This window comes from Pseudomonas sp. 05N36 (assembly GCF_056397385.1).
The window spans coordinates 41,401-53,714 of sequence record NZ_JBFTNH010000007.1; the positions used below are offsets into that span (position 1 = coordinate 41,401).

Below are 12,314 nucleotides of genomic sequence, written 5' to 3' on the forward strand. Positions count from 1 at the left end.
ATGCTAAGAACCTCTATACGGACACGCTAAAATGCCCGCCCGGCTAACCGCTGATCCTTTTCTAACGCGCCCCACAAGGTTCGCTACGTGATCGAGTTTCAAAACGTCCATAAAACTTACCGCGTCGCCGGTAAGGATATTCCTGCACTGCACCCCACCAATCTGTCGATTGAGAACGGTCAGGTGTTTGGCCTGATCGGTCACTCCGGTGCGGGAAAAAGTACCCTGTTGCGCCTGATCAACCGCCTGGAAAACTCCAGCGGCGGCAAGATCATCGTCGATGGCGAAGAAGTCACCGCGCTGGACGCCAATGCGCTGCGCCGCTTCCGTCAGCAAGTCGGGATGATCTTCCAGCACTTCAACCTGCTGGCCTCCAAGACGGTTGCCGACAACGTCGCGCTGCCGTTGACCCTGGCCGGTGAACTGTCGCGCAGCGAGATCGACCTGCGAGTGGCCGAGTTGCTGGCGCGTGTCGGCCTGGCCGACCACGCAAAGAAGTACCCGGCGCAGCTGTCCGGTGGCCAGAAGCAGCGCGTCGGCATCGCCCGCGCCCTGGCGACCAAGCCAAAAATCCTGCTGTGTGACGAAGCCACCAGCGCCCTCGACCCGCAAACCACCGCGTCGGTCCTGCAACTGTTGGCCGAGATCAACCGTGAGCTGAACCTGACCATTGTGCTGATCACCCATGAAATGGACGTGATTCGCCGGGTCTGCGACCAGGTCGCCGTGATGGACGCTGGCGTGATCGTCGAGCAAGGTCCGGTGGCCGACGTGTTCTTGCACCCCAAGCACCCGACCACCAAGCGTTTCGTGCAGGAAGACGAGCAGATCGACGAAAGCGAACAGCGCGACGATTTCGCTCACGTGCCGGGCCGTATCGTGCGCCTGACCTTCCAGGGCGACGCGACCTACGCGCCGTTGCTGGGCACCGTCGCCCGTGAAACGGGCGTGGACTACAGCATCCTCGCCGGTCGTATCGACCGCATCAAAGACGTTCCCTACGGGCAACTGACCCTGGCGGTCACCGGCGGTGACATGGAAGCGGCCTTCGCCCGCTTCACCGCAGCCGACGTCCACATGGAGGTGCTGCGCTAATGGAAGTCCTGATGAGTTTCTTCTCCAATATCGACTGGCTCGAAATCTGGCAGGCCACCGGCGACACCTTGCTGATGCTTGGCGGTTCGCTGTTGTTCACCGTACTGCTCGGCCTGCCGCTGGGTGTGTTGCTGTTCCTCTGCAGCCCGCGCCAGTTGCTCGAAGCCAAAGGCGTTTACGCGCTGCTGTCGCTGATCGTGAATATCCTGCGTTCGCTGCCGTTCATCATTTTGCTGATCGTGATGATCCCGTTCACCGTACTGATCACCGGCACCTCGCTGGGCGTCGGCGGTGCGATTCCGCCGCTGGTAGTCGGCGCTACGCCGTTCTTCGCCCGCCTGGTGGAAACCGCCCTGCGTGAAGTCGATCGCGGCATCATCGAAGCGACCCAGGCCATGGGCGCGACGACCCGTCAGATCATCGTCAACGCGCTGCTGCCGGAAGCCCGCCCGGGCATTTTCGCAGCGATCACGGTGACCGCGATTACACTGGTGTCCTACACGGCGATGGCCGGTGTGGTCGGTGCCGGTGGTTTGGGTGACCTGGCGATTCGCTTCGGTTACCAACGCTTCCAGACTGACGTGATGGTGGTGACTGTGGTGTTGCTGCTGGTGTTGGTCCAGGTTCTGCAAACCGTCGGCGATAAGCTGGTGGTGCACTTTTCCCGAAAATAAATGCAATCGCCGGCCACGGCCGGCAGGCGCTCGAAAGGGCGCCTCACAAGGAGTTTGCTGGATGAAAAAACTACTCGTCGCGTTCGCTGCCGTTGCAGCGTTCTCCGCTCAGGCCGCTGAAACCCTGACCGTCGCCGCCACTCCGGTTCCGCACGCGGAAATCCTCGAGTTCGTGAAGCCGGCACTGGCCAAAGAAGGCGTCGACCTCAAGGTCAAGGTGTTCACCGACTACGTGCAGCCAAACGTACAGGTTGCCGAGAAACGCCTGGACGCCAACTTCTTCCAGCACCAGCCGTACCTCGATGAGTTCAACAAGGCCAAGGGCACACACCTGGTGAGCGTTGCCGGTGTGCACCTCGAACCGCTGGGCGCGTACTCCAACAAGTACAAGACCCTTGCCGAACTGCCAGGCGGTGCCAACGTGGTGATCCCGAACGATGCCACCAACGGCGGCCGCGCGCTGTTGCTGCTGGAGAAGGCCGGCCTGATCAAGTTGAAGGATTCGAAAAACATCCTGTCGACCATCAAGGACATCACCGAGAACACCAAAGACCTGAAGTTCCGTGAACTGGAAGCCGCGACCATCCCGCGCGTGTTGACCCAGGTCGACCTGGCGCTGATCAACACCAACTACGCGCTGGAAGCCAAGCTCGATCCGTCCAAGGACGCGCTGTTCATCGAAGGCAAGGACTCGCCTTACGTGAACATCCTGGTCGCCCGCGCGGACGACAAGGACAGCGACGCGATGAAGAAACTGGTTGCTGCACTGCACAGCCCGGAAGTGAAGGCCTTCATTCTGGAGAAGTACAAAGGCGCGGTACTGCCGGCGTTCTGATCTGCTGATGTAAAAAAAAACGGGGACGCAATCACTGCGTCCCCGTTTTTTTATGCCTGAAACACTGACCTTGTGGGAGCGAGCCTACTCGCGATGGGGCCATCACTGCCGACATCGATCTTGAATGTCAGTCCGCTATCGCGAGCAGGCTCGCTCCCACATTAGTTTTGGGGTGTTCACTGCCGCTTGAGCATCACCGGTAACTGGGCCACCAGTTTCGTGTTGTTCAACGGTGCACGAATGAACCCGCGCTGTGTGCCGTCCGGCCCGATCACTGCCAGGTTGCCGCTGTGGTCGACGGTGTAGTTGGGTTTGCTGGTGTCCGCCGGAATGAACGGAATGCTCACCGCATTGGCGACTTTCTGCAGGTCTTCGACCGACGTCGGCGTCAGGCCGACAAACTGCGGATCGAAGTAGCCCAGGTACTGCTTGAGCTGCTTGGGGGTGTCGCGGTTCGGGTCGACGCTGACCAGAATGATCTGCAACTTGTCGACCGCATCCGCTGGCAGCTCGCTCTTGATCTGCCGCAGTTGCGCCAGGGTGGTCGGGCAGATGTCCGGGCAGAAGGTGTAACCAAAGAACAACAGGCTCCACTTGCCTTTCAAGGCGTTGACCGTCACCGGTTGGCCGTCCTGATTGGTCATCTGCACGTCCGGCAGGTTGCGGCTTTGCGGCAACAGGATGATCCCGGCATCGATCAGCGCAGTCGGATCGCCCTGGCCTTTGCCAGACAGTACTTTGTTGACGGTAAGCCCCAGGACCAGCGCGATCAGGGCAACAAGAATGAAGACGGTTTTCTGGGTTCGGGTCATAGGTTCAACAATAAGTAGTGGTCTACGAGCAGGGCGATAAACAGCAGGAACAAGTAGTAAATAGAGTACTTGAAGGTGCTGATCGCCGCGTGCGGCTGAGTGCCACGGTACAGCACCACGGCCCATTGCAGAAACCTCGCGCCCAGTCCCAGGGCGCAAACCAGGTACAGCACGCCGCTCATGTGAATGACATAGGGCATCAAGCTCACGGCCAGCAGGGCAAAGGTGTAAAGCAGGATGTGGATCTTGGTGTAATGCTCGCCGTGGGTCACCGGCAGCATGGGAATATCGGCCTTGGCGTACTCCTCCTTGCGATGAATCGCCAGCGCCCAGAAGTGTGGCGGGGTCCAGGCAAAGATAATCAGCACCAGCAGCAGTGGTTCGGCGCTGACATGCCCGGTGGCGGCGACCCAACCCAACAGTGGCGGGGCAGCGCCGGCCAGTCCGCCGATAACGATGTTCTGCGGCGTCGCCCGCTTGAGAAAACCGGTGTAGACCACCGCATAGCCCAGCAGCGAGGCGAGGGTCAGCCACGCCGTCAGCGGGTTGGTAAAGGCCAGTAACAAGGCTTGCCCGGCCACCGCCAGCAGCAGCGCGAAGGTCAGTGCGGCAATCGGTGAAACCCGGCCTTCGGCCAATGGCCGCTTGTGCGTGCGCGCCATCACCGCGTCAATCCGCCGGTCCACCACATGGTTGACCGCCGCCGCGCCGCCCGCGCACAGTCCGATCCCCAGGTTGCCAAACACCAGCACCGTCCACGGCACCCCGGCACGCGTGGCAAGGAACATACCGACCAGCGACGTGATCAGCATCAACACCACGACTTTCGGCTTGGTCAGCTCCAGATAGTCACGCCAGATCGCTTGGCGGTGACGTTCGCCGATCAGAGTCGCCATGGCATTTCTCCTTTTATTGTTATCGGCCCGGCCGCGTGTTTACGCGGACTGAAACGCCAGCGCCCGGGCACCTGCTGCCTGACTCGAACCAGACTGGTTCGTGCGTGATAGTTGACCAGCACCATCGTCAGCAGCAGCGCCGCGCCGCCCGCGTTATGGGCAACGGCCACCGGCAACGGCAGGTGAAACAGCACATTGCTGATGCCCAGGGTGATCTGCACCGCCAACGCCCCCAGCACCAACCCGGCGAGTCGGGTCATGCCGACGACCTTGAGCTGCCAGGCCAGCCCCAGCAGCACCACTGTGACCAGCAAAGCGCCAATGCGGTGAGTCAGGTGAATCGCCGTGCGCGCATCGCTGTCGAGCTGCCCGCCGAGGTAATTGGGGCCGATGTGTTGGGTCAGGTGAAAGCCGTTGGCGAAATCAGCCGGTGGCAACCATTGACCGTGACAAGTGGGGAAGTCGATACAGGCCACCGCCGCGTAGTTGGCACTAACCCAGCCGCCGAGAGCGATCTGCCCGATCACCAGCAACAACCCGGCCGTCGCCCAGTACTGCAAACGTCGCGGTACGATCAGCGCCGGCAATACACCGGACAAGCGCAAGGTCAGCAGAAACAGCAGGCTCAAGGTCGCAAAGCCACCCAGCAAATGCCCCGTCACCACCTGCGGCCAGAGCTTGAGGGTGACCGTCCACATGCCAAAGGCCGCTTGGGCAAACACCACCGCCAGCAAGAACAACGGCAGCTTCAGGGGTTGGTCCAGATGATGGCGATGGGTCCAGGCGCGTGCCGCCAGCAACACAATCAGCAAACCAAGGGTGCCGGCGAAATAGCGGTGAATCATCTCGTTCCAGCCCTTGTGGGCAACCACCGGCGTGTCTGGAAAATGCAACTCGGCATGGGCCAGTTGGGCTTCGCTCTTCGGCACGCTGATAAACCCGTAGCAACCCGGCCAGTCCGGGCAACCAAGGCCAGCGTGGGTCAGCCGGGTATAGGCGCCCAGCAAGACGACAATCAGTGCCAGCAAGGTGGCAAACAGCGCGAGGCGAAATCCAGGTTTGGCCATGACGATGCCCTTATCCGATGTTCGACAGTTTCAGCAGGTGGCGCAGGTCGTTGAGCAGGTCCTTGCCTTTGACGGTGGGATCGAAGCGCAGCACCAGATTGCCGTGCGGATCGATGATCCAGAGCTGCGCCGAGCCTTTGCCCTGAACATTTTTAGTGTAGGTCGAAAGGTCCAGTGGATACCGCTGCAACTGCGGGTATTCGCGCTTGAGCTTGGCCTCATAGTCCGCGCTCAAGGGTTGGGCGACGGCCAATGCATGGCTGGCACGCGAGGCATCGCGACCCAGAGCGACCTGAATCTGCCGGGCCAGATACACCAACTGCTGACAATCGACCGAGCAGTCCTGCGGTGTGGTCACCAGCATCTGCCAGCGGTCTTCGTCCGCCTGTACCCCCAGGTCGGCACGGCTCTGACCGTTGCCGATCAGTTCACCGTGATAGCTGCGACCTTCCGGCACCCAGAACTGCAACTTGTACATGCCGGTGGCGAGGATCATCGGACCAATCACCATCAGCAGGATCAGCACCAGCTGCCAGCGCCCACGACGACGCTGTGGCGCCTGCGCTTCAGACATGTTGGGTGGATTCATGGCCGCTCCCATGCTGTTTCTCCTTTGCGTTGTGCCATCCGAAATAGAGATAAAGACCGAACAGCGCGAGCGCCATGGCGAACCACTGCACGGCATAACCGAGGTGTTTTTCCGGCCCCATGACCACCACCGGCCAATCAACCACATAAGATGCCGGCCCGGCTTCTTCACGTAATTCGTAAGCAAACCCGGTTCGGCCCAGCTCGCTCCAGAGCTTGGCCGGATCGATCGCCGTCACCAGCCGTGGCCAGTTGGCGTTCGCCGGATCGGCGTGCAGTTGAAAGGTCGCACCCGGGGGGACATACACCCAGGCGTCGAGACTCAGCGATTGCTCGGGGGTGGTGAACACGGGCGGTGTGCGCCGGTTCGGCCACGGCAGCCAGCCGCGATTGAGCAATAACCAGAGACCACTCGCCTGGTCGTGAAAGGGTTGCAGCAGCTCGACCCCTGGCCGGCCGTTGCGGGTGCGGTTGTCCAGCAGGTAACTGTGGGCCGCATCGAACTGGCCATGCAGGCGAACGCGTCGGAAGGCCGGATCTTGAGTGCTCGACAGTAGTTCGCTGGCCATCGGTTCAGCCACGCGGCGTTCGGCGTAGCTCGCCAGCAACACGCGCTTCTGCTCGCCCCGGCTCAATTGCCAAAAGCCCAGAAAGACCAGCAACGGCAGCAGTGCGAGCACCACCAGGGTCGGCGCGATACCTGGCCGAAAGCGCTTCATGGCGTCGCCAAAAAGTTGATAAACAGGGTAGCTATACTCAAGTACATCGCATTCCCCCGGAGTCTCACCATGCTCAAAGCAGCCATCGTCCTGATGCTGATTGCCACGGTTGTCAGCCTGTTCAGCGGCCTGTTTTTTCTGGTCAAGGACGACAGCAGCTCAAAACGCCTGGTCACCGCCCTGAGTGTTCGTGTCGGCCTGGCTGCCATCACCGTCGGCTTGATTGCCTGGGGATTCTTCAGCGGCCAGCTGGTGTCCAGCGCCCCCTGGTAAGTGCCGCCTCAAAGCACGTAAACGAAGACAAACAGGCCAATCCACACCACATCGACGAAGTGCCAATACCAACTGGCCGCCTCGAAGCCGAACTGGTGATCGCCATCGAAATGCCCACGCATGATCCGCATCAGCATCACGAACAGGATGATCGTGCCGATGGTCACGTGAGCGCCGTGGAAACCGGTCAGCATGAAGAAGGTCGCGCCATACACGCCTGAGCCCAGGGTCAGCCCCAGTTCGTGATAGGCGTGGATGTATTCCTTGGCCTGGAAGCTGAGGAACGCACAGCCCAGCAGTACCGTCAGCGCCAGCCAGAGCTTCAGTGCGCCGCGATGGCCCTTTTTCAAGGCATGGTGGGCGATGGTCACCGTGACGCTGGAACTCACCAGCAACACCGTGTTCAGCAGCGGCAAGCCCCAGGGACTGATGACTTCCTTGGGCGGCGGGAAGAGTGTCGGGTCAGGGGTGTGCAGCAGCGGCCAGGCGAACTGGAAATTTGGCCAGAGCATGTGCGCGATACCCTTGCCGCCCTCACCACCGAGCCACGGCCCGGACAGGTTGCGCACGTAGAACAGCGCACCGAAGAAGGCGATGAAGAACATCACCTCGGAGAAAATGAACCAGCTCATGCCCCAACGGAACGAGCGATCGAGCTGCGAGCTATACAGCCCTGCCCGGCTTTCCTTGATCACCGTGCCGAACCAGCCGAACAGCATGTAGGCCAGCAACAGACCGCCAACGAAGAAGATCAGCGGGCCGTGGGATTCCGGGCGCGCTGCCTTGAGGTCGTTGAACCAGGTGGCCAGGCCAAACACCGTGACGAACATGCCGATCGTGGCAATGATCGGCCATTTGCTCTGGGCGGGAACGTAATAGTGTTCATGACTTGCCATTTATTGTTCTCCTTATCGGGCACGCTTGTACGTCTCAAGGACCGGCATTGGTGTTGGCCGCGACCGGTGGATGACGTGCGGTGATATCGAACAGCGTGTAAGCCAGCGTCAGGTGCTTCACATCCTTGGAAATCTCACGGTCAACGATGAAACGTACGGGCATTTCGATCCGTTCACCGGGTTGCAGTACCTGCTGGGTGAAGCAAAAGCACTCGGTCTTGTGGAAATACACCGCTGAGTCGCCCGGAGAAATGCTCGGTATCGCCTGCGCACTCATCGGGTGATCGGTCGGGTTGCGGGCGACGAAGATCATCTCGTTCACCGCCCCCGGATTGATCACCATGTCGTCGGCCTTGGGATAAAACTCCCAGACCATGTCCACGGCGTTGGTCGACAGAAACTGCACGCGGATTTGCCGCGATTTATCGACCACCTGCTCGCCTTCGTACTGCCCGGCGGTTTTGCCATTGATGCCGAATGCCTTGCACATCACGTCGTAGATCGGCACCAGCGCAAACCCGAAGACAAACATGCTGGCCACCACCAACAGCAGCCGGATGACCAGCTTCTTCAAGGAAATAGAGTCAGCCATGGCGGCGGGCCTCAGCGGCTATAACGTTCATTTCACTTCCGGTGGCGTGACGAAGGTGTGATACGGCGCCGGCGACGGCACGCTCCACTCCAGGCCTTCCGCGCCGTCCCAAGGTTTCGCCGGGGCCGCCGGGCCGCCGCGAATGGTCTTGATCACGATGAACAGGAAGAAAATCTGCGTCGCCCCGAAGGTGAACGCGCCAATCGACGACACCATGTTGAAGTCGGCGAATTGCAGGTTGTAGTCCGGAATCCGTCGCGGCATACCTGCCAGGCCCACGAAGTGCATTGGGAAGAAGGCCATGTTCATGCCGATGAACGACAGCCAGAAGTGCAGCTTGCCGAGGGTTTCGTCGTACATGTGGCCGGTCCATTTCGGCATCCAGTAGTAGGCCGAAGCAAAGATCCCGAAGATCGCCCCCGGCACCAGCACGTAGTGGAAGTGCGCGACCACGAAGTAGGTGTCCTGGTACTGGAAGTCCGCCGGGGCGATGGCCAGCATCAACCCGGAGAACCCGCCAATCGAGAACAGGATCACGAACGCCACGGCAAACAGCATCGGCGTCTCGAAAGTCAGCGAGCCTTGCCACATGGTGCTGACCCAGTTGAACACCTTGACCCCGGTGGGCACCGCGATCAGCAGCGTCGCGTACATGAAGAACAGCTCGCCCACCAGCGGGATGCCGACCACGAACATGTGGTGCGCCCAGACGATGAACGACAGGAAGGCAATACTCGCCGTGGCGTAGACCATCGAGGTGTAGCCGAACAGTGGCTTGCGAGCGAAGGTCGGGATGATCGAGCTGACGGCACCGAACGCCGGCAGGATCATGATGTACACCTCGGGGTGACCGAAGAACCAGAACACGTGCTGGAACAGCACCGGATCACCACCACCGGCAGCGCTGAAAAAGCTGGTGCCGAAGTGGATGTCCATCAGCATCATGGTCACGCAACCCGCCAGCACCGGCATTACCGCGATCAGCAGGAACGCGGTGATCAGCCAGGTCCAGACGAACAGCGGCATTTTCATCAGGGTCATGCCCGGCGCACGCAGGTTGAGAATGGTGGCGATCACGTTGATCGCGCCCATGATCGAGCTGATACCCATCAGGTGGATGGCAAAGATGAAGAAGGTCACGCTTTCCGGGGCGTAGGTCGTCGATAGCGGGGCGTAGAAGGTCCAGCCGAAGTTCGGTCCGCCACCCGGCATGAACAGCGTCGACACCAGCAGCAGGAACGCTGCCGGCAACAGCCAGAAGCTGAAGTTGTTCATCCGCGGCAGAGCCATGTCCGGCGCGCCGATCATCAGCGGGATCATCCAGTTGGCGAGGCCGACAAACGCCGGCATCACCGCACCGAAGACCATCACCAGACCGTGCATGGTGGTCATCTGATTGAAGAACGCCGGTTCGACGATCTGCAGGCCGGGCTGGAACAACTCGGCGCGGATCACCATGGCGAACGAACCGCCGAGCAGGAACATCATGAAGCTGAACCACAGGTACAGCGTGCCGATGTCTTTGTGGTTGGTGGTCAGCACCCAGCGCATCAGGCCCTTGGCCGGACCATGGACGTGGTTGTCGACGATTGCATGACCGTGGTCATCGTTCACAGCATTCATGGCCTGTCTCCTGCAAACGGGTGGGCTGGGCGGCTCGGGGTGCTTAGCCCCAAGCGTTCAAGGGAACACGCAATAGACCGGGTCATTTGCTTGCCGCCTGTTTGAGGGCCAGTACGTCTTTAGGGGTGACCATGTCGCCTTTGTTGTTGCCCCAGGCATTTCGTTCGTAGGTCACGACGGCGGCGATATCGACTTCCGACAGCTGTTTGCCGAACGCCGCCATGGCGGTGCCGGGTTTGCCGAAGAACACACGATGCAGATGGTCTTCTATTGGCCCGGTCGCGATGGGCGAACCTTTGAGTGCCGGGAACAGCGGTGGCATACCCTGGCCTTCAGGCTGGTGACAGGCAGCACAGGTGGTGTGATAAATCTTGTCGCCGCGTTCCTTCAGCTCGTCGAGGGTCCACTCTTTGCTGGTCAGTTCCTTGAGCTTGGCGGCGTCGGCTTTGCGCTCGGTCAGCCAGGTGTCGTAGTCGGCCTGGGTTTTGACGTCGACCACAATCGGCATGAAGCCATGATCCTTGCCGCACAGTTCGGCGCACTGGCCACGGTAGATGCCGGGCTTGTCGACGCGGGTCCAGGCTTCGTTGACGAACCCGGGAATCGCATCGCGCTTGACCGCAAACGCCGGCACCCACCACGAGTGGATGACGTCGGCAGAGGTCACCAGAAAGCGCACCTTGGCACCGGTCGGCAGCACCAGCGGCTGATCGACTTCCAGCAGGTAGTTTTCGCCTTTGGCGCTCTTGTTGTGGATTTGCTCTTGCGGGGTGGCCAGGTTGCTGAAGAACTCGACGTCCTGACCCAGGTATTTGTAGTGCCACTTCCACTGATAACCGGTGATCTGGATATCGATATCCGGCTCACTGGTGTCATACATCTTGATCAGGGTAGCGGTCGCCGGAACGGCCATGGCCACCAGAATGATGAAAGGCACCACGGTCCAGAGGATCTCCACCGTCGTACTTTCATGGAACTTGGCGGCCACCTGCCCGGTGGAGCGCCGATGCACCATCATCGACCAGAACATGGCGCCGAAAACGATGATGCCGATCACCACACAGATCCAGAAAATGGTCATGTGCAGGTCAAATACTGCGTGACTGACTTCAGTCGCTCCAGGCGCCATATTCACAGTCCAGGCCGCTTGCGCCTGACCGAAAATCGACCACAACAGGAGGCCCATCCAGACATGTGGATGTCGCATCATTGCGGGTTCCCCTTATCGTTCTTGTTATCCCGCCGGCTAACACCGACGGCAAGGGAGCGGCTTTTTCAGACTACGAACTTGAATCGCCGGGCCTTGCTGCCTACGCAGTCGGGCGTCATCAGCTAACTCCATTCAGAACCGAGTATAGACAGCGAGTGCGACCCCGCAACGCGATGGCGTAAATGAGCTGAAACACCTGGCACTTGCGCCACAGGCCACGGATGGAGAAGGATGTGGGATCGGTGATGGCAAATCGATATAACGCAGTGGCATGAAAGGTGAAATAATTATGACAAATACGTCTTAGCCACTTGTATAAGCAGGCTAACTTATGTCTTCCCCTATTTCCTTGCATTCGTTTCCTGGAGTTTTCATGAACACCGCCGCATTGCGCGAGCAGATTCAACGTGCCCAACAACATGAAGCCGAAACCGGTCAGCTGACCCGTCAGCTGGAAGTCCAATTGCCGCACCTGCATTCCGCTATCCAACTGCCTGACGTTGACGCGAAAGGCGTGATGACCCGTTTTGTCACCGCTTATATAGAACAAGTGCCGGACCTGCTCGACGCTGCCAACGACGTAGCTCGCGAAGCGGGGATCGAGTCGCAGATCAAACCGGTGCTGACAATCGCCGAGCAGTTCTTCCTCCAGCCTCCGGCGATCATGGCCGGTCACGAAGGCCTGGATAGCCTGCTGGACGAAGCCTACCTGGCACATCGCCTGGTAGAAGAGGTTAACGACCTCTACATCAAACACTTCGGCCAGCCACTGATCCCATTGGACATGACTGTCGCCAACCTGATTGCCCACCAACTGATCGGCGAGGACTTCGCCAATCAACTGGATGAGGCTGTACATCACGCCGTTGATGAGATGCTGAACGAAGAAAGCTTCGCGCTGGAGTCCGTCGAAGCCTACCGGGAAAAACTCAACAGCCCGGACACCGGCGCCGCCTGGAAGCGCTGGCCATGCCTGTCGCGCCAGCTGGGAGTAGAGCTGGAACTGGATCAGCCGGCGGCTTGATCCAACTGTA

General features: G+C 60.0%; 14 protein-coding genes. 5 read left to right on the forward strand and 9 right to left on the reverse strand.

The genetic code is table 11. The features are described 5' to 3' along the window. Positions 1 to 87: 87 nt before the first annotated feature. From AC1DIH_RS11585 to AC1DIH_RS11595, 3 genes are all read left to right on the forward strand, one after another. Positions 88 to 1,095 (forward strand): methionine ABC transporter ATP-binding protein, encoded by a 1,008-nt coding sequence (locus tag AC1DIH_RS11585; RefSeq protein WP_427542109.1) that lies wholly within the window; start codon positions 88 to 90, stop codon positions 1,093 to 1,095. Beyond that, on the forward strand, positions 1,095 to 1,769 hold the full coding sequence (locus AC1DIH_RS11590) for a methionine ABC transporter permease (RefSeq protein WP_427531130.1): 675 nt from the start codon (positions 1,095 to 1,097) through the stop codon (positions 1,767 to 1,769). Before AC1DIH_RS11585 ends, AC1DIH_RS11590 begins: the two co-directional genes overlap by 1 nt. 61 nt (positions 1,770 to 1,830) lie before the next feature. Beyond that, positions 1,831 to 2,604 carry a MetQ/NlpA family ABC transporter substrate-binding protein gene (locus AC1DIH_RS11595; RefSeq protein WP_477771770.1) on the forward strand — a complete coding sequence of 258 codons (774 nt, stop codon included), beginning with the start codon at positions 1,831 to 1,833 and terminating at the stop codon, positions 2,602 to 2,604. A gap of 176 nt (positions 2,605 to 2,780) precedes the next feature. Here the strand turns inward: AC1DIH_RS11595 and AC1DIH_RS11600 are convergent, their stop codons facing one another. From AC1DIH_RS11600 to AC1DIH_RS11620, 5 genes are read right to left on the reverse strand one after another with little or no spacing between them, the layout of a single operon-like run. Beyond that, on the reverse strand, positions 2,781 to 3,416 hold the full coding sequence (locus AC1DIH_RS11600) for an SCO family protein (protein ID WP_477771771.1): 636 nt from the start codon (positions 3,414 to 3,416) through the stop codon (positions 2,781 to 2,783). After that, positions 3,413 to 4,312, reverse strand: a complete 900-nt coding sequence (gene cyoE / locus AC1DIH_RS11605; protein WP_477771772.1) for a heme o synthase — start codon at positions 4,310 to 4,312, stop codon at positions 3,413 to 3,415. The genes AC1DIH_RS11600 and cyoE overlap by 4 nt, the downstream gene beginning before the upstream one ends. Beyond that, entirely contained in the window at positions 4,300 to 5,379 is a 1,080-nt protein-coding gene (locus tag AC1DIH_RS11610; protein ID WP_477771773.1) for a COX15/CtaA family protein, read from the reverse strand. The genes cyoE and AC1DIH_RS11610 overlap by 13 nt, the downstream gene beginning before the upstream one ends. A gap of 10 nt (positions 5,380 to 5,389) precedes the next feature. Beyond that, positions 5,390 to 5,980, reverse strand: coding sequence for a hypothetical protein (locus tag AC1DIH_RS11615; protein WP_477771774.1), 591 nt, complete (start codon positions 5,978 to 5,980; stop codon positions 5,390 to 5,392). Next, positions 5,946 to 6,686: an SURF1 family protein gene (locus tag AC1DIH_RS11620; RefSeq protein WP_477771775.1), complete on the reverse strand. Its 741-nt coding sequence runs from the start codon at positions 6,684 to 6,686 to the stop codon at positions 5,946 to 5,948. The genes AC1DIH_RS11615 and AC1DIH_RS11620 overlap by 35 nt, the downstream gene beginning before the upstream one ends. Before the next feature lie 69 nt (positions 6,687 to 6,755). On the opposite strand from AC1DIH_RS11620, the gene AC1DIH_RS11625 reads away from it, so the two are divergent. After that, positions 6,756 to 6,959 (forward strand): twin transmembrane helix small protein, encoded by a 204-nt coding sequence (locus tag AC1DIH_RS11625; RefSeq protein WP_019694466.1) that lies wholly within the window; start codon positions 6,756 to 6,758, stop codon positions 6,957 to 6,959. Positions 6,960 to 6,967: 8 nt separating this feature from the next. Here the strand turns inward: AC1DIH_RS11625 and AC1DIH_RS11630 are convergent, their stop codons facing one another. From AC1DIH_RS11630 to coxB, 4 genes are all read right to left on the reverse strand, one after another. Beyond that, positions 6,968 to 7,855 carry a cytochrome c oxidase subunit 3 gene (locus tag AC1DIH_RS11630; protein WP_054594932.1) on the reverse strand — a complete coding sequence of 296 codons (888 nt, stop codon included), beginning with the start codon at positions 7,853 to 7,855 and terminating at the stop codon, positions 6,968 to 6,970. A gap of 34 nt (positions 7,856 to 7,889) precedes the next feature. Further along, on the reverse strand, positions 7,890 to 8,447 hold the full coding sequence (locus tag AC1DIH_RS11635; RefSeq protein WP_477771776.1) for a cytochrome c oxidase assembly protein: 558 nt from the start codon (positions 8,445 to 8,447) through the stop codon (positions 7,890 to 7,892). A 27-nt stretch (positions 8,448 to 8,474) separates the two neighbouring features. Next, entirely contained in the window at positions 8,475 to 10,070 is a 1,596-nt protein-coding gene (gene ctaD / locus AC1DIH_RS11640; protein ID WP_477771777.1) for a cytochrome c oxidase subunit I, read from the reverse strand. Positions 10,071 to 10,152: 82 nt separating this feature from the next. After that, positions 10,153 to 11,280, reverse strand: coding sequence for a cytochrome c oxidase subunit II (coxB, locus tag AC1DIH_RS11645; RefSeq protein WP_477767157.1), 1,128 nt, complete (start codon positions 11,278 to 11,280; stop codon positions 10,153 to 10,155). A 373-nt stretch (positions 11,281 to 11,653) separates the two neighbouring features. Here coxB and AC1DIH_RS11650 point away from each other — a divergent pair, with 373 nt between their 5' ends. After that, positions 11,654 to 12,304 carry a hypothetical protein gene (locus tag AC1DIH_RS11650; protein ID WP_477771778.1) on the forward strand — a complete coding sequence of 217 codons (651 nt, stop codon included), beginning with the start codon at positions 11,654 to 11,656 and terminating at the stop codon, positions 12,302 to 12,304. Positions 12,305 to 12,314: the final 10 nt, after the last annotated feature.